The 24,489-nt window shown below is 70.6% G+C and carries 22 protein-coding genes; 11 read left to right on the plus strand and 11 right to left on the minus strand.

The window, feature by feature from the left end; translation table 11 throughout:
- Positions 1–70 precede the first annotated feature (70 nt).
- The 5 genes from ABZ939_RS15870 (at position 71) to ABZ939_RS15890 (ending at position 5,143) form a co-directional block, all read left to right on the plus strand.
- On the plus strand, positions 71–265 hold the full coding sequence (locus ABZ939_RS15870; protein WP_352190023.1) for a hypothetical protein: 195 nt from the start codon (positions 71–73) through the stop codon (positions 263–265).
- A gap of 129 nt (positions 266–394) precedes the next feature.
- Complete coding sequence (locus ABZ939_RS15875; protein ID WP_361854292.1) at positions 395–1,978, plus strand: hypothetical protein; 1,584 nt, start codon at positions 395–397, stop codon at positions 1,976–1,978.
- Positions 1,979–2,151: 173 nt separating this feature from the next.
- The gene (locus ABZ939_RS15880) at positions 2,152–3,327 is read left to right on the plus strand and encodes an FAD-dependent oxidoreductase (RefSeq protein WP_361854295.1); all 1,176 of its coding nucleotides are present in this window, start codon (positions 2,152–2,154) and stop codon (positions 3,325–3,327) included.
- Positions 3,328–3,398: 71 nt separating this feature from the next.
- A complete protein-coding gene (locus tag ABZ939_RS15885) occupies positions 3,399–4,292 on the plus strand; it encodes an RNA polymerase sigma-70 factor (protein WP_361854592.1) in 894 nt (297 codons plus the stop codon).
- Positions 4,293–4,777: 485 nt separating this feature from the next.
- On the plus strand, positions 4,778–5,143 hold the full coding sequence (locus ABZ939_RS15890; protein ID WP_361854298.1) for a hypothetical protein: 366 nt from the start codon (positions 4,778–4,780) through the stop codon (positions 5,141–5,143).
- A 546-nt stretch (positions 5,144–5,689) separates the two neighbouring features.
- Here the strand turns inward: ABZ939_RS15890 and ABZ939_RS15895 are convergent.
- Together ABZ939_RS15895 and ABZ939_RS15900 are read right to left on the minus strand one after the other, a co-directional pair.
- Entirely contained in the window at positions 5,690–6,490 is an 801-nt protein-coding gene (locus ABZ939_RS15895) for a VOC family protein (RefSeq protein ID WP_361854301.1), read from the minus strand.
- A 116-nt stretch (positions 6,491–6,606) separates the two neighbouring features.
- Positions 6,607–6,966 (minus strand): DUF779 domain-containing protein, encoded by a 360-nt coding sequence (locus ABZ939_RS15900; RefSeq protein ID WP_361854304.1) that lies wholly within the window; start codon positions 6,964–6,966, stop codon positions 6,607–6,609.
- A 114-nt stretch (positions 6,967–7,080) separates the two neighbouring features.
- On the opposite strand from ABZ939_RS15900, the gene ABZ939_RS15905 reads away from it, so the two are divergent.
- Both ABZ939_RS15905 and ABZ939_RS15910 read left to right on the plus strand, forming a co-directional pair.
- Positions 7,081–8,160: a dihydrodipicolinate reductase gene (locus ABZ939_RS15905; protein ID WP_361854307.1), complete on the plus strand. Its 1,080-nt coding sequence runs from the start codon at positions 7,081–7,083 to the stop codon at positions 8,158–8,160.
- Positions 8,157–8,636 (plus strand): carboxymuconolactone decarboxylase family protein, encoded by a 480-nt coding sequence (locus tag ABZ939_RS15910; protein WP_361854310.1) that lies wholly within the window; start codon positions 8,157–8,159, stop codon positions 8,634–8,636. The genes ABZ939_RS15905 and ABZ939_RS15910 overlap by 4 nt, the downstream gene beginning before the upstream one ends.
- A gap of 2 nt (positions 8,637–8,638) precedes the next feature.
- On the opposite strand, the gene ABZ939_RS15915 is transcribed toward ABZ939_RS15910, so the two are convergent.
- Positions 8,639–10,216 carry a GMC oxidoreductase gene (locus ABZ939_RS15915; RefSeq protein WP_361854313.1) on the minus strand — a complete coding sequence of 526 codons (1,578 nt, stop codon included), beginning with the start codon at positions 10,214–10,216 and terminating at the stop codon, positions 8,639–8,641.
- 160 nt (positions 10,217–10,376) lie between these two features.
- Between ABZ939_RS15915 and ABZ939_RS15920 the strand changes: the two genes are divergently transcribed.
- Positions 10,377–11,084 carry a hypothetical protein gene (locus ABZ939_RS15920; protein ID WP_361854315.1) on the plus strand — a complete coding sequence of 236 codons (708 nt, stop codon included), beginning with the start codon at positions 10,377–10,379 and terminating at the stop codon, positions 11,082–11,084.
- 24 nt (positions 11,085–11,108) lie between these two features.
- Here ABZ939_RS15920 and ABZ939_RS15925 read toward each other — a convergent pair whose 3' ends face one another.
- Positions 11,109–11,837 (minus strand): VOC family protein, encoded by a 729-nt coding sequence (locus ABZ939_RS15925; RefSeq protein WP_361854318.1) that lies wholly within the window; start codon positions 11,835–11,837, stop codon positions 11,109–11,111.
- Between the two features lie 199 nt (positions 11,838–12,036).
- Between ABZ939_RS15925 and ABZ939_RS15930 the strand changes: the two genes are divergently transcribed.
- Positions 12,037–13,239 (plus strand): aromatic acid exporter family protein, encoded by a 1,203-nt coding sequence (locus ABZ939_RS15930; protein WP_361854321.1) that lies wholly within the window; start codon positions 12,037–12,039, stop codon positions 13,237–13,239.
- A gap of 48 nt (positions 13,240–13,287) precedes the next feature.
- On the opposite strand, the gene ABZ939_RS15935 is transcribed toward ABZ939_RS15930, so the two are convergent.
- Positions 13,288–13,479 (minus strand): hypothetical protein, encoded by a 192-nt coding sequence (locus ABZ939_RS15935; RefSeq protein WP_355109417.1) that lies wholly within the window; start codon positions 13,477–13,479, stop codon positions 13,288–13,290.
- Between the two features lie 208 nt (positions 13,480–13,687).
- Here ABZ939_RS15935 and ABZ939_RS15940 point away from each other — a divergent pair, with 208 nt between their 5' ends.
- Entirely contained in the window at positions 13,688–13,966 is a 279-nt protein-coding gene (locus ABZ939_RS15940; protein WP_361854324.1) for a hypothetical protein, read from the plus strand.
- Here ABZ939_RS15940 and ABZ939_RS15945 read toward each other — a convergent pair.
- A complete protein-coding gene (locus ABZ939_RS15945) occupies positions 13,960–15,252 on the minus strand; it encodes a HAMP domain-containing sensor histidine kinase (RefSeq protein ID WP_361854327.1) in 1,293 nt (430 codons plus the stop codon). The genes ABZ939_RS15940 and ABZ939_RS15945 overlap by 7 nt on opposite strands.
- Positions 15,253–15,612: 360 nt before the next feature.
- On the opposite strand from ABZ939_RS15945, the gene ABZ939_RS15950 reads away from it, so the two are divergent.
- On the plus strand, positions 15,613–17,412 hold the full coding sequence (locus tag ABZ939_RS15950; RefSeq protein ID WP_361854330.1) for a S8 family serine peptidase: 1,800 nt from the start codon (positions 15,613–15,615) through the stop codon (positions 17,410–17,412).
- Positions 17,413–17,464: 52 nt separating this feature from the next.
- Here the strand turns inward: ABZ939_RS15950 and ABZ939_RS15955 are convergent, their stop codons facing one another.
- The 5 genes from ABZ939_RS15955 to solA form a co-directional block, all read right to left on the minus strand.
- Positions 17,465–19,027 (minus strand): GMC family oxidoreductase N-terminal domain-containing protein, encoded by a 1,563-nt coding sequence (locus ABZ939_RS15955; protein ID WP_361854333.1) that lies wholly within the window; start codon positions 19,025–19,027, stop codon positions 17,465–17,467.
- Positions 19,024–20,577, minus strand: a complete 1,554-nt coding sequence (locus ABZ939_RS15960; protein ID WP_361854336.1) for an amino acid permease — start codon at positions 20,575–20,577, stop codon at positions 19,024–19,026. The genes ABZ939_RS15955 and ABZ939_RS15960 overlap by 4 nt, the downstream gene beginning before the upstream one ends.
- A 29-nt stretch (positions 20,578–20,606) precedes the next feature.
- The gene (locus tag ABZ939_RS15965) at positions 20,607–22,079 is read right to left on the minus strand and encodes an aldehyde dehydrogenase family protein (RefSeq protein ID WP_361854338.1); all 1,473 of its coding nucleotides are present in this window, start codon (positions 22,077–22,079) and stop codon (positions 20,607–20,609) included.
- Between the two features lie 94 nt (positions 22,080–22,173).
- Positions 22,174–23,313 carry an aromatic ring-hydroxylating dioxygenase subunit alpha gene (locus ABZ939_RS15970; RefSeq protein ID WP_361854341.1) on the minus strand — a complete coding sequence of 380 codons (1,140 nt, stop codon included), beginning with the start codon at positions 23,311–23,313 and terminating at the stop codon, positions 22,174–22,176.
- Positions 23,314–23,323: 10 nt separating this feature from the next.
- Entirely contained in the window at positions 23,324–24,478 is a 1,155-nt protein-coding gene (solA, locus tag ABZ939_RS15975; protein WP_361854344.1) for an N-methyl-L-tryptophan oxidase, read from the minus strand.
- Positions 24,479–24,489 lie beyond the last annotated feature (11 nt).

A 24,489-nucleotide genomic window follows, 5' to 3' on the forward strand; every position in this document is an offset into this window, starting at 1 on the left:
GGCGCCCCCGCTGCGCCACACTGGCCGCCGAACGCCGCGATTCCGGCGCGGCGCAAGGAGGGTGTGGGCGATGGCCGTGTCCGTTTCTGTCGTACTTCTGCTGCTCGTCCTGGCGGTGATCTTCCTCCGCAACGGCGGTCTCAAGTTCTCCCACGCGCTGGTCTGCGCCCTGCTCGGCTTCTTCCTCGCCGGCACGAGCATGGCGCCGACCATCCAGAACGGGGTCGCCGCCACCGCCAACGTGGTCAGCAGCCTCAAGCCCTGACGCGGTTCGCCGCAACGTTTCACGATCATGAAGTGCCCATGAAACCAGGGGCAGTTGCATGTACATCTCATGGACTCGGGCCTAACGTCGGCCGCCGGCGCGACCGACGTACGCACCCGAGGAGCCGCATTGACCACCCCCCGAAGACGAGCCCGCGCGCTCGCCCTGATCGCCGCGGTGAGCGCGACCGCCCTCGCGTTCGCCACACCCGTCGCCCTCGCCGACGACATACCGCTGGCCCCGGGCCACCGGCTCGTCGACCACTACGACGGCGCTCCCGCCACCGCTCGACCCGTACCGGGCGAGCCGCCCGCCCAGCACCCGTACCTCGCCCCCAACGGGCGCAGCGGGATGCACGCGGACGGTGCGGGCAGCGGAACCCATCCCTTCTCCGGGCCGCTCGGGCGCGACCCACAGGTCTCCAGCGAGAAGATCGCCGCCCTCGGCGGCGAGTGCGCCACCGTCACTTTCGACTCGGCCGGCCGCGTCCTCACCGTCTGCGGCACCTTCTCCGGCTTCCTGCTCAAGCTGCTCGACCCCCGCACCCTGGACACACTCGCCGAGTACCGACTGCCGCAGCGCTCCTCGACCGTCGAGGCCATCACCCGCCTCGACTTCGAGAAGATCTTCAAGGACACCTCCGGCGGCGCCTACTTCTACCTCGACAACCGCGACCGGGTGGTGCTCGCCGACTCCCGCCAGCACATCCTCCGTATCGCACACAGCCAGAAGGCGGACGGCGGCTGGCAGTTCACCGTCGAGGACGACTGGGACCTCACCTCGCTCGTCCCGCACGACTGCGTCAGCTGGACCAACCTCTTCCCGAGCGGCGTCTGTGACCCCGTCACCTCCGTCATGCCCGACTGGGACGGCCGCATCTGGTGGGTGACCCGGCTCGGCCGGGTCGGCACGGTCGATCCCGCCACCGGCGCGCTGCGCTCGGTCCGGCTGGAGGGGGAGGAGATCCAGAACTCGTTCTCGGTCGCCGAGGACGGCGTCTCCATCGTCTCCGACCACGCGCTCTACAGCTTCCGCGCCGATGCCGACGGCACCCCGCGGATCCAGTGGCGCCAGACGTACGACCGGGGGACCGGAACCAAACCCGGCTCCGTGAACCAGGGTTCGGGCACCACCCCCGATCTCTTCGGCGCCGGCGCCGAGTACGTCGCCATCACCGACAACGCCGATGACCGGATGAACGTCCTCGTCTACCGGCGCGGCGCCGACGTCCCGGAGGCCGAGCGCCTGGTCTGCAAGGTCCCGGTCTTCGGCTCCGGCGCCTCCACCACCGACAACTCCCTGATCAGCTGGGGCAACAGCCTCGTGGTCGAGAACAACTACGGCTACGAGAACCCCACCACGCTGACCTTCGGCCGCAGCGTCGTCGGCGGGGCGACCCGCGTCGACGTCCGGTCCGACGGCAGCGGCTGCGACACCGTCTGGGAGAGCGACGTCCGCTCGCCCTCCACCGTGCCCAAGCTGTCCACCGCCAACGGCCTGCTGTACTTCTACGAGAAGGAACCCAACGCCTTCGGCATCGACGCCTGGTACCTCACGGCGGTCGACTTCCGCACCGGTAAGCGTGCCTGGAAGCGGTTCACCGGCACAGGCGCGGCCTGGGACAACAACTGGGCCCCGATCACCCTCGGACCCGACGGCACCGCGTACGTCGGCGTGTTCAACGGGATCATCGCCGTCCGCGACGGCGGATGAGACAGGGGGAGTGGGAAGCGCCCGGGAGATGATCAAGACCCTGCTTCCCACTCCCGCCGGAGTCGATCGCGTGTGACGTGGGTCACATAGAAGGGCTGTCACGTCCTGTGCGGGTCGCTTGTCCCATGGGCGTCACCGGTACCGAAGCCGGTGCCCGACCTTGGGAGATCGCTATGACCAACGGCCACCACGTCGTCGTTCTCGGCGCCGGATACACGGGTATGTCCAGCGCGATCCGGCTGGCCCACCGCACCCGCCGGACCGGCGTGAAGATCACCCTGGTCAACCCTTCGAGCCGGTTCGTCGAGCGGCTGCGGATGCACCAGATCGCCGCCGGGCAGGAGCTGGCCGACCACCGGATCCCCGACCTGCTCACCGGTACCGGCGTCCGGTTCGTCCAGGGCGCCACCGCCGTCGCCCCGGAGGCCCGGCGCATCACCGTCGACGGCGCCATGTCCCTCGAGTACGACACGCTCGTCTACGCGCTGGGCAGCTCGACCGACACCGGGAAGGCCCCCAGCGCCGACACCCACGCGTACACCCTCAACACCCCCGAGATCGCCGACCGGTTCGCCGCGCGGCTCGTCGAGCTCGGCGAGACCGGCGGCACGGTCACCGTCTGTGGCGGCGGCCTGACCGGCATCGAGGCGGCCACCGAGATCGCGGAGAGCCACCCCGGTCTGCGTGTCACGCTGATCAGCCCGGACGAGCCCGGCGGCATGATGGGCCCCAAGGCCCGCGCCCACCTTCACCGTGCGCTGGACCGCCTCGGCGTCACCCTGGAGACCGGCGCCCGCGTCACCAAGGTGCTGCCCGACGCCGTCGAGCTGGCCGACGGTCGGATCGTCCCTTCCGATGCCTGCCTGTGGACCGCCGGCGTCAAGGTGTCGCCCCTCGCCGCCGACGCAGGGATCGCCACGGACGACCGCGGCCTGATCCTGGTCGACGCCACGCTGCGGTCGGTGTCGCACCCGGAGATCCACGCCATCGGTGACGCCGCGGCCGTCCGCCTTGCCTGGGGGCAGCTCCACGGCTCCTGCCAGAGCGGTCTGCCCACCGCCCAGTACACCGCCGACACCATCGCGCGGCTGGTCCGCGGCAAGGCCGTCAAGCCGTTCCGCTTCGGCTACTACCACCAGCCGGTCAGCCTCGGCCGCCGCGACGCCGTCATCCAGTTCACCAGGACCGACTTCACCCCGCGCAGCCAGTGCCTCACCGGCCGCAGCGCCGTCGTGTACAAGGAGATGGTCAGCGGAAGCCCGCTCAAGACGTACCGGTTCAGCAGGCGCATGAACGTCACCACCATCGTCTCCAGGGGCGGTCGTGCCACCCGGAGGCCCGCGGCATGACCGGTACGGCGACCGCCGGCGCCGTGATCCGCGCCTTGCCGTCCGGATCGCGGCGCCGGCAGCATGAGCCGGTGATCGACGCCGACGCCGGGCAGGACCCGTATCTCGAACACCGCAGGCTGCTGTTCGCCACCGCCTACCGGATGCTGGGCAGCGTCACCGACGCGGAGGATGTGCTGCAGGACGCCTGGCTGAAGTGGAGCACCACGGACCGCGACGCGATCAGCCACCCCAAGGCCTACCTGGTGCGCACGGTCACGAACCTCTCCCTGAACCGCCTCACCTCCGCGCGGGCCACCCGCGAGACATACGTCGGTCCATGGCTCCCCGAACCCCTCCTGACGTCCCCGGACATCGCCTCGGAGGCCGAACTGGCCGACTCCGTCTCCACGGCCATGCTGGTCGTGCTGGAGACCCTGAGCCCCGTGGAGCGCGCCGTCTTCCTGCTCCGCGAGGTCTTCGGCTACTCGCACAGCGAGATCGCCGAGACCCTCGAACGCCCCGAGCCGACGGTCCGTCAGATCGCCCACCGCGCCCGCGCCCATGTGCAGGCCCGCCGCCCACGCTTCGACACGAACCCCGACCGTCGCCGGCAGATCACGGCCCAGTTCATGGATGCCTGCGCGGGCGGCGACCTGAACGCCGTGATGGAACTGCTCGCCCCGGACGTGACCGCCTGGTCCGACGGCGGCGGCAAGGTCACCGCGGCCCGTCGCCCGCTCCACGGCATCGACCATGTCGCGCGCTGGCTCCTGGGCTTCCTGGCCAAGCCCGAACTGGCCGCCCTGACCATGGAGACGGCCGTCATCAACGGCGAACTCGGCATCCTGGCCACCCTGGACGGGCACACGGTTGGCGCCCTCTCCTTCGACATCGGCGACGGCCGCATCCACAACCTGCGCTTCCAGGTCAACCCCGACAAGCTCGCCGGACTGACCCCCGACAACGTCCTGCGCGCCCCCTGAAGGTTCGATCCCGATGCATTCCCATTCGCTCCTCGCCCGGCTCCCCAAGGGGTGAGTCGGCGGCGGCCGGTGCACACCCAGCGCGACCGCGTCCCGTGTACTGGAACGCCAGGCAGAGCAGCTGAAACCAAGCTTGTCCACTACCGGCAGATGCCGCAGCGGCGCCCCAAGGCCGCATAGATCACAGAACGGAGACTGCGGCTCCGCTCCTCCCGACTTGGGGCGCATGATGAGCATCTCTCATCACGCAACGTCCTGGGGGGACCATGCGCACCCGCACCACTACGGCCACGCTCGCCGCCGGCTTGCTCCTCACCCTCACCGCCTGTGGCGAACCGCCTGCCGCTCGCAGCGCTTCGACGACCCCACCGGCCACCTCCGCCTCGCCGTCTCCCACACCCACGCCCGAGCCCACCACAGCCACGCCAAGGGCTTTCGGTAGTGTCTTCGAATGGGAAGACACCGAGGGCGACGACATCAGCGGCATGACCACGGTGCTCGGCTACAAGCAGGGCATCCGCTCCGCTGGCTCCGCCGCTGAGGATTTCGGCACCCCCGGCTACGTCTGGGCCGCCGTGGAGCTGAAGGTCTGTAGCACCAAGGGAACGTTCCTCGGCAGTACCGAGCCCTGGACGCTCTCCTACGCCGACGGGGCCCGCGTTGAGCCCTCCTCGACCACCTACGACGACTTCCCCAAGCCCGAGTTCCCCTACGAGACGAAACTGGCCCCCGGCAAGTGCGTCCGCGGCAACCTGGTCTTCGCCGTCCCCGGCAACAGCCGGCCGCAGACTGTCGTCTACGCCCCGCAGGGCCTCGACATCCCCGAGGAATGGGCTGTGCCCACCAACTAGCTGGAGGTGGCGCCCGTGACAGCGAACCTCGCAGCGGGCGCCCCTACCGCCGCCTCGCCGCCGCACAGAAAGCGTTCGGCTACCCGGCTGGCTGGGCGGCCACGACATCACCCTCGACCGCCTCGTGCCTCTACTTGGGAATGAGGAGGTCATCTGCCAAGGATCTCGGCGACGAAGGGCTGCTCGGTGAGCCACGGCGGCACCTCACCCGCCTGAACCCTTCCGGCGTTGTCAGTGCCCGCTCCTACAGTGATGAGCATCTATCCGCGCTTGCTGGCTGCAGCGCACTCGAACCCGCCCCCGCCGTGATGCAGCGGGGGCGGGGCCACGTCTCAGCGGAAAGCCTTGCTGCTGTAACGCCCAAGGCATGCGAGCCCGGAAGCGATTCACCGGTACCGCGTGGCCTCGGACAGCGACTGGGCCCCGTTCGCCTCGTGCCCGACGGCGCCGCGTGCATCGGCGTGTTCAACGTGGCCGTCCGCGACGGCGCCTGAGACGCGACGGTGCCCGAGGCCGCGCAGGGCCCGGGCGCCGTCGGGCGTGTGCTCAGACCATCTCGGGCATCTCGCCCTCGGTGGTCTTGAGGTCGATCACGGCGAAGGCCGCGCCCTGCGGGTCGACGACGGCCGCGAACCGTCCGAAGGGGCTGCCCATCGGCCCGAAGACCTTCTGCCCGCCGAGCTTCTCCGCCTTCTCGACGGCCTGGTCGCAGTTGTCGACGGCGAAGTAGACCTGGATGTACGACGGGATCTCGGCCGGGAAGTCCTCCGGCGTCATCGTCATCCGGCCGAGGACCGGCCTCTCGCTGCCCAGGTCGAAGACCTTGTAGTCGACCTGCTCGTCCTGCATCTTCTTCGAGTTGTAGCCGAAGACCGAGGTGAAGAAGGCGTCCGACTTCGCGGGCTCCCGGGTGAAGATCTCGGCCCACGCGAAGCTGCCGGTCTCGCCCTCCAGCTCGAAGCCCGTGTGCGTGCCGGGCTGCCAGACGCCGAAGACGACGCCCGCGGGGTCCTGCGCCAGGCACATCGAGCCGAAGTCGCCGACGGGCATCGGCTCCATGACCACGTTGCCGCCGCTGCTCTTGATCTTCTCGGCCGTGGCGGCGACATTGGGCGAGGAGAAGTACAGACACCAGGCCGACTGCGGCGGGGCGTCCTGGCCCGGCATGGGCGGGACGACGGCCGCGACCGCCTTGTCGTTCTTGTAGGCCTGGGTGTAGTTGCCGAATTCAGAGGAGGCTTCGCCGAAGGTCCAGCCGAGCACCTCGCCGTAGAAGCTCTTGGCGCCCTCGACGTCGGTGAACATCGCGTCGAGCCAGAGCGGCGTGCCTTCAGGTCGTGCGGCCATGACGGTGACTCTCTTCCGATCGATGACGGTTCTCGATGGGGTTGCCGTGACCCACGCTAGCCAGCACGGGCGCGCCGCGCTCGGTGACGGAGCGTGACCGCCGTCGCTCCCCTGGGCTAGGAACCGATCAGGCGGGAACGGATCAGGAAACGGACCCCCTCGGGGGCCTCCAGGGAGAAGCCGCTGCCCCGCCCCGGGACCACGTCCACGATGAGTCGGGTGTGGCTCCACACCTCGAACTGGGACGTCGACATCCAGAAGGGGACCGGCTCCGCGACGCCGGCGACGTCCAGGGAGGCGAGCAGCACGTCGGAGCCGCCGGTGCGGAATTCCCCGTGCGGATAGCACATGGGGGCGCTGCCGTCGCAGCAGCCGCCCGACTGGTGGAACATCAGCGGTCCGTGGAGCTCCCGCAGCCGCCGCACCAGCTCGGCGGCGGCGGGGGTCAGCTCCACACGTGCCTCGGATCGATCCATCTGCGGCCCCTTCCCGGTCGGTCGGCGTACCCAGCCAACACGGCCCGGGGTTGCGAATGGGTTGCGGCCGCCCTACCCCTAGAAACTGACGGCCCGTCAGGTTAGTCTCCGCGCATGATTCCGACCGTCGTCTGGGGTACCGGAAACGTCGGCCGCGCGGCCCTGCGGGCCGTCGACGCCCACCCCGCGCTCGAACTCGCCGCCGTCCTCGTCCACGACCCCGCCAAGGTCGGCCGTGACGCGGGCGAACTGGCCGGACTCGACCGCGCCCTGGGTGTCGCGGCGACCGACGACATCGACGCCGTGCTCGCCGCCCGCCCCCGGGCCGTCGTGTACGCGGCGTCCGGAGACATCCGGCCCGACGAGGCGCTCGCCGACGTCGTCAGGGCCGTCCGCGGGGGAGCGGTGGTCGTGACCCCCGCGCTCTACCCGCTCTACGACCCGCGCAGCGCCCCGCCGGAGTTCCGCGATCCGGTGCTCGCCGCCGTCGCGGAGGGCGGCGGCTCGCTGTTCGTCTCCGGCGTCGACCCCGGGTGGGGCAACGATGTGCTGCCTCTGCTGATCAGCGGACTCGGCACCACCGTGGACGCGATCCGCTGCCAGGAGATCTTCGACTACTCCACGTACGAGCAGGAGGACTCGGTCCGCCACCTCGTCGGCATGGGCCACCCGATGGAGTACGAGCCGCTGATGCTCGCCCCCTCGATCCCGACCATGGTGTGGGGCGGTCAGATCCGGCTCATGGCCCGGGCCCTCGGCGTCGAACTCGACGAGATCCGCGAGACCCTCGAGCGGCGCGCCCTCGACACCACCGTCACCACCCGGACGATGGGCGTGTTCGAGGCCGGCACCCAGGGCGCCGTGCGCTTCGAGGTGCAGGGCATCGTCGAAGGCGAACCCCGCATCGTCATCGAGCACGTCACTCGGATCCACCCCTCCTGCGCCCCCGACTGGCCGACGCCGCCCGACGGCACGGGCGCGCACCGGGTGATCGTCGAGGGACGCCCGCGCATCGAGGTCACGGTGGAGGCGAGCGACGAGGGCGAGAACCGCTCCGCGGGCGGGAACGCCACCGCCGTCGGGCGGCTGGTGAACGCCGTCGACTGGCTCGTGGACGCGAAGCCCGGCCTGTACGACGCGCTGGACGTCCCGCTGCGGCCCGCAGTCGGCACACTCGGAAGGAAGCAGAGATGAGGATCGACGTCCCCGAGGGCAGGCACCCGATCGAGTACGTGTGGGGTGAGATCGTCCCCGAGATCGGGACGGCCGCCTCGAACTTCTCCCTGTCCGTCTACGCCCACACCACCCTGGGGCTGCGCGAGTTCGAGGCCGCGCGGCTGCGCATCGCGCAGATCAACGGCTGTCTGTTCTGCCTCGACTGGCGCACCGAACGCGACGGCGAGAAGGTCGAGGAGCCGTTCGCGGACGCGGTGACCCAGTGGCGCACCACCGATGCCTTCGACGACCGCACGCGACTGGCCGCGGAGTACGCCGAGCGGTACGCCCTGGATCATCATGGTCTCGACGAGGAGTTCTGGGCTCGTATGGCCGCGCACTACAGCCAGGCGGAGATCGTGGAGCTGACGATGAGCATCGGCTCCTGGCTGGCGTTCGGGCGGCTCAACCGGGTGCTTGGCCTCGATGCGGTGTGTGTGCTTCCCACACAGTGACCTCAGAGGTCGGTGGCGATGATCTTCTCGATGTTCCGCTCGGCGAGCGCGGTGATGGTGACGAACGGGTTGACGCTGGTGTTGCCGGGGATCAGAGCGCCGTCGATCACGTAGAGACCCGGATGGCCGTGGAGGCGGCCGTAGTTGTCGGTGGCCCGGTTCAGCACCGCGCCGCCGAGCGGGTGGTACGTGAGGTGGTCGCCCCAGATCTTGTACGCGCCGAAGAGATCGGTGCGGTAGATCGTCCCCTCCTTCGCGTTGATCTTGTCGAAGATGGTCTTGGCGGCGTCGATGGACGGCTGCTTCCAGGCGGTCTGCCAGTTCAGTTCGACGCGGCCGGCGGCGGCGTTCCACGAGAAGGCGGCGCGGTGCGGGTTCTTGGTGATCGAGAGGTAGAACGAGGCGTACGTCTCGATGCCGGTGGGCAGCGGCGCCACCTCGGCGAACGCCCCGCCCGCGGCCCAGTTGTCGATGCCGGCCGTCGGCATGGACGCCTGGAGCTTTCCGGTCGCGTCCCACATGTGGTTCGCGCGGCCGCACATGACGTTGCCGTTGTCGCCCCAGCCCTGGCCGATCTCGCCGTTGAGGAGGGGCAGCGCGCCGGTCGCCTTCAGCTTGGTCAGCAGCTTGCTGGTGCCGACGCTGCCGGCCGCGAAGAACACCCGGTCCGCGACGACGGACGTGGTGGCCGTGGTGTTGCCCGCGGTGTCGAGCCGGTCCATGACGACCGTGTAGCCGCCGCCGGACGCCGGGGTCACCGACGTCACCCTGTGCAGTGGTGAGACGGTGACCCGGCCGGTCGCCCTGGCCTGCGCGAGATAGGTCTTCTGAAGGGTCTTCTTGCCGTGGTTGTTGCCATAGAGCACCTCCCCGGCGAGCGCGGATCTGGGGACGGCCCCGGCCGCCTCCTGCTTCATGTACTCCCAGTCGTACACGTTGGGCACGAAGACGAACGGGAAGCCGGAGCGCTGGGCGTGCTTACGGCCCACCCGGGCGTACTGGTAGCAGGCGGCGCTCTCCCACCAGGCGGGATCGACGTGGTTCACCCCGAGGCCGGCGTTGGCGCGCGGGTAGTAGACGTCGTACATCTCGTCGGCGTTCACGGACGGCAGGATGGCCCCGAAGTTCTCCCGGCGCGGGGTGACCGCCATGCCGCCGTTCACGAGTGAACCGCCGCCGACGCCCCGGCCCTGGTAGACCGTGATGCCGCCGAACTCCTCGGCGTCCAGGATGCCGGTGTGCCGGGGAACGTCCTTGTCGAGCGGGAAGCCGAGGAACTGGCTCAGCGGCTGCTTGGTCCGGGTGCGGAGCCAGAAGGAGCGGTAGTCGGGGGTCGTCGTGTTGGCGAAGATCTTTCCGTCGGGGCCGGGGGTGTCCCAGGCCATGCCCATCTCGACCATCTGCACGTCCACGCCCGCCTGGGCGAGGCGCAGCGCGGCGACGGAACCGCCGTAGCCGGTGCCGATCACCAGGGCGGGGATGCGGGCCTGCGTGGTCGATCCGAAGGCGTGTCCGGGGAGAGTCAGGGCGCCGAGAATAGAACCTGTTCCCGTGATGAATCCACGGCGTGAAACAGCCATGTGAGTCCCTCACTGTCGGTGGAATGGGAACGAGTTCTACTGCCGCCCGCATGGGAAGTCACGGCATACCGATTGGTAACTTTTGAGTGGATCGCTCAAGAATGAACGGGACAAAGCCGACATTCAGATGAGTCAGAGATCCACCGAGCCCGGAGCACCCATGCCCCTGCCGACCCTCGCCCCTGACACCGTCGACCGCGCCGCGGCCCAGCTGTACGACACCGCTGCCTGGCAGGAGATCGTCCGGCACTGGGGCACCACCGACGAAGCGGCACCCGCTCCGGCCCCGGCATCGGCACCCGCTCCGGCCCCGGCACCCGCTCCGGCCCCGGCACCGGCCCTGACACCGGAACGGGCACCGGCACCCGCACCCGACCAGGTGACACCCGCCCCCGAGGAGTGGCGCCGGCTGCTCTCCGCCCCCGTCGACCAGCTCGTCGCCACCGCCCTCGCCGGTCTCACCGCACCCCCGCCCACCGAACGGCCGCTCCCCGGCCGGCTCGGCGCGGTACTGCCCGACCGGCTGCACGCCTGGCGCCGTATCGGCCAGGCCGACCTGCGCCCCTCCACCCACCTCGCCCACGCCCGCCGCGTCCTCGTCGAGTGGGGCTGGCAGAACCGCCCGTACCGCCTGCGCGACGCCCGTGGCGCCCGCTGCCTCTGCGGCGCCCTGCTCACCGCGCACCGCCTCGGCTACGGCAGCGCCGACACCATGAACCGCTCCGCCGCCTGGATCGTCACCGAACTGCGCTCCCAGGGCTGGACCGGCCTGATCGGCCCCTGGAACCGTGCGCCGGGACGCACCGCGGACCAGGCCCTGGCACTCCTCGACGCGACGATCCGACGGGCCGCGCACGCCGGCGACTGACCGCCCGCGCCGGGCACCCGGCGGTCACTCCACGCTGTCGGACACCGTGAAGAGTCCGCCGTCCGGGTCGCGCAGCGTGACGCACCGGCCGTTCCCCGAGGGCATGACGGCCGAAGCGGTGGTCCCGCCCGCCCGTCCGGCCGCCTCGAGGGCGAGGTCGACGTCGGGCACCCGGAAGTGCACGTGCCAGCGCGGCCTGACCTGAGGGTCGGGTGCCGCTTCCACCGCGCCGCCGTACAGCCGTGCGACGGTGATGCCCCCGTGGCTCAGCACGACGTGGTCGTCCTCGTAGGCGACCTGGCAGCAGCCGGGCCGCTCGCCGGCCCAGTCCAGCACCTCGGCGTAGAAGATCGCCGCGTCGAAGGCGTTCCTCGTCCGCAGCTCCAGCCAGGCCGGCGCACCGCCCTTGCCGACACTCCAGTCGGGGATCACCTCGCCCTCCCAGATGCCGAAGACGGCGCCCTCGCGGTCGGACGCGAGCGCCGCGCGCCCGGTACCGAACCGCAGGGGTCCGACGGCCACGGTGGCGCTCCGCTCCCGGATGCGGGACGCGGTCAGATCGGCGTCGTCGACGGCGAAGTACGGGGTCCAGGCGACCGCCACCGCCAGGCGTGGCGCCAGCGCCCCGATCCCGGCGACGGGCGCCCCGTCGCTCAGCGCGACGGAGAACTCCTCGCCCAATCGGGTGGGCCGGAAGTCCCAGCCGAAGACGGCACCGTAGAAGCTCTCGGCGGCGCGGAGGTCGCGGGCCATGAGACTGACCCAACAGGGGGCGCCGGACACCGCATGGCTCGAGGTCGACACAACCTTCATCCATCCGTCGTGGACGCGTGATCGTTCTCATCCCACCGTACCCCCGACGAGATCGCCATTCCGGCGGGCCGTCCCGGTACGGCGTGCGAAGCCGCCGCGGGTGCGAAAGCCTGGCAGGGTGACGTTCGTGCGCGGTGCGATGCGACAACCAGTGGCCGACCTGCTGGCGCGGCGCAGGGACCCGGCCGTCGTGCAGACCCTGCGGTCCACCGCCGCGGCGACGATCTCCTACGTCGTCGCGCTCCAGCTGAGCAGCGAGCCGGCCCCGCTGACCGCGCCGCTCACCGCCCTGCTCGTCGTCCAGGTGACCCTCTACTCCACGCTCACCACCGGTATCCGCCGGGTCAACTCCGTGGTCGTCGGCGTGATCATCGCGATCGCGTTCAGCGCCCTGGTCGGGCTGACCTGGTGGAGTCTCGGGCTGGTCATCCTGGCCTCGCTGGTGGTGGGCCGGTTCGCGCGCGTCGACGAGTTCGTACCCGAGGTCGCGATCAGCGCGATGCTCGTCCTCGGCGTCACCCAGGTCACCAACACGGCCTGGGACCGGGTTCTCGAAACGCTCATCGGGGCGGTCGTCGGCCTGCTGTTCAACGTGCTGCTCGTCCCGCCGGTCTGGGTCGCCCCGGCGGGTGAGTCCATCGAGGACCTGGCGCGGCGGATGCGACAGCTACTGCTCCTCATGGGCGAGGGGCTCACCACCCCCGCCCAGGCCGCCCACATCGCCGCCCGCCGGCACGTGGCGCGGCTGCACGAAGCGCGCCGGCTCGACAACGACGTGGCCGACGTCGACGCGGCGCTGCGCCAGGCCGAGGACAGCCTCCGCCTCAATCCGCGGGTCAAGGAGGGGCTCCTGCACCGTGTCGTCCTGCGCACCGGGCTCGACACCCTGGAGATCTGCGCCGTCGTCCTGCGCGTCCTGGCCCGCACGCTCGCGGACCTCGCCAAGCACCGCAGGGAGGAGGAACTCTTCCCGAGAGAAGTGGCGCTGGCGCTGGAAGACCTCCTGGCACGCGTCGCGGACACCCTCGTGAGCTACGCCGTCCTCGTGACCACGCAGGCCAGCGCCGACGCCGACGCCGCCGAGGAGCGCCTCGCCGGCGAGCTCGTCGCGGCCCGTGCGGTCCGTGACCACGCGGCGGACCTGCTGCTCCGGGGCGTCCTGGAGGACGCCCGGCAGTGGCAGCTCCATGGGGCGCTGCTCGCCGAGATCGACCGGATCCTCGACGAACTGGATCTCGACCACCGCGGCCGCCGCCTCATGGAGGAACTGGACCGCCACTCCCGCGAACGCGCCGGGAAGCGCCCGACGCTGACGGCGGTACGTGAGCGCCTCGGGGTCTAGGCCTGTCCGGCGGATCGTGGCCGGGTCCGCGACGGCCTGTCGACGTCGTCAGTTCCGGTCGTTCATCAGCTCCTGGAACGAGCTCATGCAGGGGGTGCAGTGACGGTCGGTCCTCTCACGCTCCTCGAGGGGCTCCTCGTGGAGGGACTGCCCACAGAGGGCGGTCGCAGTGCCCATGGCGGCCACGTGCCAGACGAAGACCCCGTCACGGGGCGCTATGCCGACGTGCATTTCGTACATGGTCGTCTCCATGCTCGGCGGACGATTGCCTCTCCAGTGCACCGGACGGAGGGGTGGTTGCACGCCTGGAAGACGGCTGTTCGGGTGACGCCGCCCGGAGCGCGGCCCGTACCGCCGCACGGGGCACCGGCCAGGCCAGGCCGGGCCCGTGCCGGATGGCTACGCTGGTTCTGGGGGCGTGGACGGCGACCCGGTCGGAGGCGACCCCATGAGACGACGCCACCATTTCCACATCGACCACGCGGGGCACTCGGTCAGCGTCACCGTTCAGACCGGCCACAAGGCCGTGGTGGAGGTCCTGGTCGACGGCAAGGAGACGGGGTACGCCACGACTGGCGCCGACCGTCCGGTGACCGTGCACATCGAGCTGCCGACCGAGCCCCCGACAGCGGCGACGGTCCGGGCGGCACCGGGTCCCGGCGTACCCCGCTGCGTCCTCGAAGTGCCCGGCGTCGAGCCGCAGGTCATGTCCCCGCGCCTCTACTGACGGGCGGGAGCGGAGGGCAGGCGCAGAACGAAGCGGGCGCCGCCGGCGCGCTCTCCCCGGCCGGCGGAGAGGCTTCCGCCGTGGGCGTGGGCGACCCACGACGCGATGGAGAGACCGAGCCCGGTCGACCCCGACCCGCTGCGGAACCGCTCGAACAGCGCGTCCGCCACGCCCGGGGGCAGCCCGGGACCGGCGTCCTCGACCGTCACCGTGCCGTCCCGTGTCACCTCGATCAGGACGTCGGCGGGCACACCGGGCTCGTGGCCGTGCGCGAGCGCGTTGCCCAGGAGGTTCGCCACGGCGCGCCGCACGAGCTCGGGATCGGCCACCACCACCGTCTCCGCGGCCCGTACCGTCACCCGGTGCCCCTCGGCCGGTGTGTCCGCGACCACCGCCTCCACCAGCTGGTCCAGGCGCAGCGGCTCCGGCGCGAGACTCTGCGCCCCGCTCATCAGCCGGGCGCGGGTCAGCAGCCCGTCGACGAGTCCGCCCATGCCGTCCGCGAGCCGCATCGTGCGGCGCAGCACGTCGGTGCTGTCGGTGTCACCGCGCAGGGCGGTCTCGGCGAGCATCCGTAGTGAGGCGACCGGGGTTCGCAGATCGTGGGCCGCGTCGGCGAGGAACGACTCCTGCTGCCCCAGCACGGTCAGCGCCGGACGGATCGCCCGCCCGGAGAGCACATGGCCGACGGCCGCCGACAGCAAGACCAGAACCGCGCAGCCGCCCGTCAGGAGCCAGGCCGTCCTTCGGTGCTCGGTCAGCGGGACCGTGGTCTCGTACACGGTGACCACGACACCGTCCCGCGCGTCGGTGCCCTCGGCGTCGGGCGCGAAGAACGGCTCGGCGAGGAGCCGAACGGGCCGTCCGTCGACCGCGCGCCGGTCGACGGCGACGACGTCCTGCAGGCGTACGGCGTCCTCCGCGGCCGCCCGGACATCGGCGGGGCGGGCGGCCAGACAGGGGTCGTCCGGGGCGAAGTCGACGACCGGCGCCGAGGACCCGTCGCGCGGCACGGAGAGCACCGTCAGCGGCGGGCAGCCCGCGTCGACGGTATCGACGAGGTCGCGGGTGTCGAGCCGGTCGTCCGCGTCGTACGAGAGCAGGCTGATCGCCTGCGTGGTGTCGAGGTTCATCGACCGGTCGAGCTGCTCGCGCCACCGAGCGTCGTCGCTGCGGACGGCGAGGACGGTCATCGTGACGAGCCCCAGGGCGCTGGTGAGGGCGAACAGGGCGGTGATCCGCCGGCGGAGACGGCGGACCCGCCCGGTGGGCGTCAGCACTCTCACGCGGCGTCCCCGACGGCCGGCCGGTGACCGACTCCACGCACTGCGTCGTCCCCGCCCGGCTGCACTCGCACGGCGCCCACGATAGCCGCCTGGCCGGGGATTCCCGCCGAGCCAGGGCCTGTCCGGCGGATCACGGCCGGGTCCGCGACGCCTGGCACGACCGGCCCCGGAACGAAGCGGTCCATCGCGGCGTAAACCCACCCCGACCGACGTCCCGTCAGGTCAACACTCTGTAACGCCAACAGGCTTGTCGGACAGAAGGCTTCCTTCCGCACCACTTCGTCTGGGATCTTGCGTCCACCCCACACATCACACGGCCCGGCCGGCGCCACCAGCGCCACCGGGCCATCGGAGGACGCATTGTTTTCCCACATATCCAGCCGGCTGAGACTCTCGGTCGCGGCCGCCGCCGCTCTCGGCGCGGCCGTCGCGCTCGCCGCGCCCGCCCAGGCCGTCGAGTCGACCACCCCGGAGCCCGCCGGCGCCTCGGCGTCGGCGCGGGCGACCGTCGCGGCCCCGGCCGCCTGGGCCGCCGGCACCCGCTCCTACCTGGTCATCACCGCTCCCGGTGACACCACGGCCGTGCGCACCGCGGTCGCGAACAACGGCGGTTCGGTCTTCGCCTCCTACGACGCCATCGGCGTCGTCGTCGCCCACTCGACGTCGACGGGCTTCGCCTCGACGATGCGTACGGTCGCCGGCGTCCAGCAGGTCGGCGCCACCCGTACCTCCGACGTCCCCGCCGACGCGTACAACCCGGCGCTCCCCGCGAACCCGTCGCAGACGCCGACGACGCTGACCGAGTCCAACCGCTGGGACATGACCCAGATCAAGGCCGAGCAGGCCTGGGCCGTCACCACCGGTTCGGCCTCCGTCAAGGTCGGCATCCTCGACACGGGCGTCGACGACCAGCACCAGGACATCGCGCCCAACTTCAACGCGGCCGACTCGGTCTCCTGCGCCTACGGCAAGGCGGACACCCGCGCCGGCGCCTGGCGAGACGTCGGCACCCACGGCACGCACGTCGCCGGCACCGTCGCCGCGGCCAAGAACGGCAAGGGCGTCATCGGTGTCGCGCCGGGCGTGAAGATCTCCTCGGTCCGCATCGCCGAGCCGACGAGCAGCCTCTTCTTCGCCGAGAACACCGTCTGCGGCTTCATGTGGGCCGGTGACCACGGCTTCAAGGTCACCAACAACAGCTATTACACGGACCCGTGGCAGTTCAACTGCCCGAACAACGTGGACCAGGCCGCCATCATCGAGGGCGTCAAGCGCGCCCAGGCGTACGCCGAGGGCAAGGGCTCCCTCCAGGTCGCCGCGGCCGGCAACTCCAACTACGACCTGGCCAACAAGACGACCGACAGCGAGAGCCCCAACGACTCCACGCCGGTCACCCGCACCATCACCAACGCCTGCATCGACATCCCGACCGAGCTCCCGGGTGTCGTGACGGTCGCCGCGCAGGGCAACGGGGGTGCCAAGGCCTCGTACTCGAACTTCGGCAACGGCGTCATCGACATCGCCGCCCCCGGCGGCGACGGCGCCTCCGGCGTCTACTCGACGCTTCCGGGCGGCAAGTACGGCAACATGAACGGCACGTCGATGGCCTCCCCGCACGTGGCGGGCGTCGCGGCCCTGATCGCGAGCGTGAACCCGGCGTTCACCCCGGCGCAGATCCGGGACCAGCTGGGCGTCCAGGCCACGGACCGGGCGTGCCCCTCGGACACCCGGTGCACGGGCACCACGACCAAGAACGGCTTCTTCGGTGAGGGCGCGGTCGACGCGCTGAAGGCGGTCGGCGGCTCCACCCCGCCGCCCGGCGCGTACTTCGAGAACCTCACCGACGTCGCGATCGCCGACAACACCACGGTCGAGAGCCCGATCACGGTCAGCGGTGTGACGGGCAACGCGCCGGCCACGCTCAAGGTCGGTGTGGACATCAAGCACACGTACATCGGTGACCTGAAGGTCGACCTGGTCGCCCCGGACGGCACCGTGTACACGGTGCACAACCGGACCGGCAGCGGCACGGACAACATCGTCCAGACCTTCACCGTCAACGCCTCCTCCGAGGTCGCGAACGGCGTCTGGAAGCTCCGCGTGAACGACAACGCCAACCAGGACACCGGCAGGATCGACGCCTGGAACCTGACCTTCTAGGTCCTTGGCGCCGAAGGCGCCCGGCCCGGCATCCGCCGGGCCGGGCGCTCTTTCATGCGTCCTCGCGGATCAGATCGGCGCACTTCTCACCGATCATCATCGTCGTGATGCACGGATTGACGGTGACGAGATCCGGCATCACCGACCCGTCGGCGACCCGCAGCCCTTCGACCCCCTTCACCCGCAGCCGGGCGTCGAGCGGCGCCAGCGGGTCGTCGTCCGCGCCCATCTTCACCGTGCACGCCGGGTGGTAGACGGTGTTGTGCGTCTTCCGGATGTAGTCCAGCAGCTCGTCGTCGGTACGGACGGCGGGTCCCGGCGCGAGTTCTGCGCCCGCCCACCCCGACAGAGCGGGCTGCTCGGCGATGCGGCGCGCGAGCTTGAGGCCGTACGTCATCACGCGTACGTCGTGCTCGTGCGTGAAGTACCGGGGGTCGACCCTCGGCTTGTCGCGGTAGTCACGGGTCCGCAGCCGTACCGTTCCACGGGACTTGGCACGGGTGACGTTGGGCGTCAGACAGAAGGCGTTCTCGGACGTCGGATAGCCGTGCCGGGCGGTGTTCATGTCGAAGGGCACCGACCCGTAGTGGAACATCAGGTCCGGCCGGTCCAGACCCGGCTCCGTGTCGTAGAAGATGCCCGCCTCCCACCACTGGCTGGACGTGGTGGTCATCGGCTGCCTCGCCTCCCACATGATCACGCCCTCCGGGTGGTCCTGCAGGTTCTCGCCGACGCCCGCAGAGTCCACGAGGACCTCGACACCCGTCTCCCGAAGATGCTCCGCCGGGCCGATGCCGGACAGCATCAGCAGCTTCGGCGTGTCGATGGAACCGCACGAGACGATCACCTCGCGCCGGGCACGGACCGTCCGGGTGTGGATCAGGTCCGGGTCCAGGTACTCGGCGCCGACACAGCGCCGCCCGTCGAAGACGAGCTTCTTCGCCCGCACCCCGGTACGTATCTGCAGGTTGGGGCGCTTGCCCATGATCGGATGCAGATAGGCGACCGAGGAGGACTGGCGGATGTTGTTCTCGTCCGAGTTGATCTGGAACCAGTTCGCGCCCCGCACGACCGTCGAGCCGCTGTTGAAGGGGGTCGTCGGTATGCCGGCCTGCGCGCACGCCTTGAGCAGCGCCTCACCGCACGGGTCCCCGCCCTTGAGCGTGCGGAGTTTGACGGGTCCGGTCCGGCCGTGGTGGTCACCGGGGGCGTCGTTGTTCTCCAGACGGCGGTACAGCGGGAACAGGTCCGCCGCGCTCCAGCCCGAACAGCCGGACCGCGCCCAGTCGTCCAGGTCCTCCGCCGGAGCCCAGAAGGCGATACAGGAGTTGTGCGAGGAACAGCCGCCGAGCACCTTGGCGCGGGCGTGCCGCATGAAGCTGTTGCCGCTGTCCTGCGGTTCGACCGGGTAGTCCCAGTCGTAGCCGGACTCCAGCAGCCCCATCCACCGTTCCAGCTTCAGGACGTCGTCGTCCCCGACGTCGCTCGGCCCCGCCTCCAGGACGCAGACCGTCACGGACGGGTCCTCGCTGAGCCGGGCGGCTACGACGTTGCCCGCGGTTCCGCCGCCGACGACGACATAGTCGAACTCCGCGCTGTCGAACGCTTCGGTCATGAGGGGGTGACCTCCTTCAGTGCGGCGGACTCGGGGGGCGTGGCGGCGGCGTGATCCGCCAGTACGCCCGTACGGTGCCGCTGGACGAACCAGTAGTAGGCGAAGCCGCCCAGCGCGATCGCGCCGACGAAGAGGACGGCGCCCCAGCGCAGGTACCAGTGGTACGGGGCGGCGGCGTTGTAGACGGCCGCCCGCGGCCAGATGAGGTTGAGTGTCATCGCCCCGCCCCACAGCACGGCCAGGATGTTGACGGGCAGTCCCCAGCGGCCGAGCGAGAACTTCCCCTGGGCGGGCTGCCACCGGCCGCGCAGCCGGGCGACCAGCATCGGCACGGTGACCAGGAGATAGGCGACGTAGATCATCACGATGCCGATGCTGGTGACCACGGTGAAGATCTGCGGCTGTCGGATGTTGACCAGCAGGATGGCCAGGGCGAGGACGCCGATGATGACGGTCGGCAGGATCGGTGTGCCGAACCGCGGGCTGACCTTCGCGAGCCGTGCGGACCCGGGGAGGTTGTTGTCCCGGGCCATGGCGAAGGCGAGCCGTACCGCCGCCGTGTGCACCGCGAGCGCGCAGACGGTGACCGCGATCAGCACGCACCACAGCATCGCCTTGCCGGCCGTGGGGCCGAGGACGTCCAGGACGACGTACTGCAGACCGTCGGTCGACAGCTTCTCGCCCCGCAGGCTCGACACGCTCATCAGCGCGAGGATCAGGACGAGACCGCCCAGGACGAACGAGGCCACGATGGCCCGGATGATCGCGCGCGGCGCGTTGCGCGACGGGTCCAGGGACTCCTCGCCGAGCGAGGCCGCGGTGTCGAAGCCGTACATCACATAGGCCGAGGCGAGCGAGGCGATCAGGAACGCCCCGAGGTAGCCGAAGGGCTGACCGTCGCCCGTGCCGGCCGTCTCCGTGACGACCTCGGGGCCGCGGACGACGTTCACCGCGAGCAGCACGATCAGCACGACGGTGGCGATGAGTTCGAGGAAGACCCCGGCGGTGTTGATCCGCGCCATCAGCTTCACGCCGAAGGCGTTGACGACAGTGGTGAAGAGGATCAGACCGGCGGCGAGGAGCACCGCGTTGGTCGCCACGTCGTACGTCCCCGTGCCGTCCCCGACGAACTGGAAGAACGAGGATATCTGAGGAAGCGTCAGCTGATAGGCGAGGGCCACGGCCGCGATCGACACGACCGAGGCGATGAGCATCATCCAGCCCGCCAGCCAGCCGACGTGTGGATTGCCCACCTTCTTCGCCCAGTTGTAGATGGAGCCCGCGACCGGATAGCGGGCCGCCAGCTCCGCGAAGCAGAGCGCGACCATGAACTGCCCGGCGAAGACCATCGGCCAGGACCACCAGTAGGCGGGACCGCCGCTGGCGTAGCCGAAGTAGAAGAGCTGGAAGGTTCCGGTGAGGATCGAGATGTACGAGATGCCGGCCGCGAAGGTGTGGAAGTTGCCGAGCGTCCGCTTGAGTTCCGGGCGGTAGCCGAACTCGGCGAGCTCGGCGTCGTCGGCCGCCTGGGAGGGTGGAGCGATTGCCATGGTGTGACTCCTGAACGGTAGAGGTCGCGTCAGGCGAACCAGCCCTGCGGCTCCGGTGAGGTGTTGCGCCAGATGTGCTTCGCCTCGCGGTACTCGGCGAGGCCGGCGGGCCCGAGTTCCCGCCCTGTGCCGGACTGCTTGAACCCGCCCCACTCGGCCTGCGGCACATAGGGGTGGTAGTCGTTGATCCACACGGTGCCCAGGCGCAGCCGCGCCGCCATCCGGTGGGCCCGTGCCTCGTCGCTCGTCCAGACCGCGCCCGCGAGACCGTAGATCGTGTCGTTGGCGAGCCGGACCGCCTGGTCCTCGTCGCCGTCGCGGAATCGCTCCACCGTCAGGACGGGCCCGAAGGACTCCTCGCGTACCACCGACATCCCGGCCTCGCACGCGTCGAGGACCGTCGGCAGATAGTAGAAGCCCTGGTCGTGCGCGGGCCCTTCGGGCCGGGCGCCGCCGCAGCGCAGCACCGCGCCCTCCGCGAGACCCCGCTCCACATACGCCTCCACCTTGGCGCGATGGGCGGCCGAGACCAGCGGCCCGGTCTGCGCCCGCTCGTCGAAGGGCCCGCCGAGCCGGATCTCCCCGGCCCGGCGCACGAGCTCGTCGACGAACCGGTCGTGCAGCGAGTCCTCGACGAGGAGCCGCGCCCCCGCCGAACAGACCTGCCCGGAGTGCAGGAACACCGCGGTCAGGGCCATGTCCACGGCGGCCTCGAAATCTGCGTCCGCGAAGACGATGTTCGGATTCTTGCCGCCCAGTTCGAGCGCGACCTTCTTGACCGTCCCCGCGGCCGCGGCCATCAGCCGGCGGCCGGTCTGCACGCCGCCGGTGAAGGAGAGCAGGTCGACGTCGGGATGGTCGGCGAGCGGCGCGCCCGCCTCGGGCCCGGCGCCGAGCACCAGGTTCGCCACGCCGTCCGGCAGCCCGGCCTCCTGCAACAGGCGCATGAGGTGGATCGCGGTGTGCGGGGTCAGCTCGCTCGGCTTGAGGACGAAGGTGTTGCCCGCCGCGAGCGCGGGGGCGACCTTCCAGGCCGTCTGGAGCAGGGGGTAGTTCCAGGGCGTGATCAGCCCGCACACCCCGACCGGCTCGTACACGACCCGACTGTCGACCGTCGGCGAGCCGGTCTCGACGACCCGGCCCGTCTCGGCGGAGGCCACCCGCCCGAAATAGCGGAAGCAGTTCGCGATGTCGTCCATGTCGTACGCGCTCTCCACCAGCCGCTTGCCGGTGTCGAGGGACTCGGCGCGGGCGAGCGCGTCCTTGTCGCGTACGAGCAGGTCGGCGACGCGCAGCAGCAGGTCACCGCGGTCCGCGGCCGGGGTCGACGGCCAGGGGCCCTCGTCGAAGGCGCGGCGCGCGGCCGCGATGGCCTCGACCGTGTCCTTCCCGCCGGCCTCGTCGACCACCGCCACCAGGCTGCCGTCGGCCGGGCAGCGGATCTCACGGGTCCGCTCGTCGAGCGCGGACCGCCACGCTCCGCCGATGAAGAGTTCGGGCATGATTCTCGTTCCTCCTGGTCAGCGCCTTACCGAAGGCGTCTGGCAGCTTGGTGTCTCACCGGACGACCGCGTTCCATGCCGAATGTGACCGTGATCACGTCTGGTCGGAGGGGTGGGGCCGCAGTTTTCCGAGCAGCCACGCATGGAAGATCTCGATGTGATGCTCGGTGGGCACCAGAACCCCGCCGGCCCGGTAGGCGCGGGAGGCCATCGCGGGCTGGGTGCGCTCGCAGGCGTCGAAGTCCTGCACATTGACCCGGTGGAACAGCTCCACCGACTTGGAGACGTCGGCGCCGGCCTCCACGACCTCGGGTGCGTACAGCCAGTCGCACTCGACGACCGTGCGGTCCTCGGCGACCGGGAACATCCGGTGCAGGATCACATGGTCGGGGACGAGGTTGATGAACACGGTCGGCTTGACCGTGATGGCGTAGTAGCGCCGGTCCTGCTCCTCGGCCACCTCGGGCAGCCGGGCGAACCCCTCGCTGCCGTCGACGGTGAACCCCTTTACCTCCTCGGCGAACTCGGCGCCGTGCCCCACGTAGTACTGGGCCGCGTACCCCTCCGCGAACTCGGGCAGCACATCGGTGAGTTCGGGATGAATGGTGGCGCAGTGGTAGCACTCCATGAAGTTCTCGACGATCAGCTTCCAGTTCGCCTTCACGTCGTACGTGATGCGCCTGCCGAGTGCGAGGTTCTCGGTGCCGTAGCGCTCGATGGAGGCGGCGTCGCCGAGCCGTTCCACGGCCGCGCCGATCACGGTCTCCTCGAAGGACGGCGGTTCGTCGGCCAGGCACACCCACGCGTAGCCCAGCCATTCCCGCAGGTGCACCGCCACCAGGCCGTAGGCCGTACGGTCGACGTCGGGCATCTTCACCAGGTTGGGCGCGGCGATCAGCCTGCCATCGAGGTCGTACGTCCAGGCGTGGTACGGGCACTGCAGCGAACGCCGCACCTCGCCGGACTCCTCGGTGCACAGCCGGGCGCCGCGATGCCGGCAGATGTTGAGGAAGGCGCGCAGCTCACCACCCCGGTTACGGGTGACGATCACGCTCTCGCGGCCGATCTGCACGGTACGGAACGCACCTGGCCTGTCGAGGTCGGAGCCGCGCACGGCGCAGAACCACATCGATTCGAAGAGCCGCTCCTGCTCCTGCCGGAAGATCTCCGGGTCGGTGTAGTAGTGGCCGGGGAGTGTGGCGATCAGACTCGGGGGCAGCGGTGTGGTCGTCATGGCGGACTCCTCAGGCGGGCGCGGCGGTGAGCCGGCGAGGGTCGAACAGCTCGATGGGGTGCGCGGTGGTGCCCGTCAGCGCCAGGTCGGCGAGGATCTCGCCGACGACGGGCACGAACTTGAAGCCGTGACCGGAGAACCCGCAGGCGACGGTGACGGACTCCGGGTGCTCCGGGTGGCGCGCGATCACGAAGTGTTCGTCGGGGGTGTTGGAGTACATGCAGGTGGCGGCCTTCAGGAAGCGGCCGGGCAGCGAGGGGATGTGCCGGGCGACCTGGTCCGCCATGGCCGCGACCTCCTCGTCGCGCACGGTCCTGTCGATGGTCTCCGGCGTGCAGACGGTGCCCCTGCGGAAGAACGCGACCTTCGCGCCCAGCTCGGGTCCGTCGATCGAGGGGAAGCCGTAGATCTGGACGTCGTCCGCGTCCTCCCAGATGTAGATCGGGTGGTTCTCCGGGAGGAACGGCAGCGTGCCGCCGTCGGGCTGGAACCAGTACATGACCTGCCGCTCGATCGTGAACGGCACGCCCAGGTCGTCGAGCAGCTTCGGCGCCCATGCCCCCGGGCAGATCACCAACTGGCCGGCGGTGTAGGTGTCCTCCGCCGTGTGGACGCGGACCCCGTCGCGGTACGGCTCCCAGCGCAGCATCGGCTCCTCGAAGTGCAGGTCCGCGCCGGCCTGGGTGGCGAGCTGGAGATGGGCCGCCACCGTGTTCTCCGGGCGCAGCAACCCGGCCCGTGCCTCGTACAGCGCCACCTCGTCGTCGGTGGGCGTGAGGGTGGGGAAGCGGCGGCGGATCTCCTTCGCGTCGAGCATCTCGTGCGGCAGGTCCCACCGCCGTGCCGAGAGCAGGGAGCCGGACACCGTGCGGGACTCGGGCCGGCCGACCATCACGCCGCCGCAGAGCGTCGCGATGTCCCGGCCGGTGTCGCGCTCGAGCGCCTCGTACAACTCGTACGCGCGCAGCAGCAGCGGGACGTAGGCGGGGTCCTCGAAGTAGGACTGCCGGGTGATGCGCGAACCTCCGTGGCTGGAACCGCGGTTGTGCACCGGGCCGAACTTCTCCAGGCCGAGCACGCGCGCACCGCGCGCGGACAGATGGTGGGCGGCGGCGCTGCCCATCCCGCCGAGGCCGACGACGATCACGTCAAACGTGGGTGACATCCCTGGAACCT

It is taken from the genome of Streptomyces sp. NPDC046712, from assembly GCF_040645695.1.
Classification (GTDB): Bacteria; Actinomycetota; Actinomycetes; order Streptomycetales; family Streptomycetaceae; genus Streptomyces.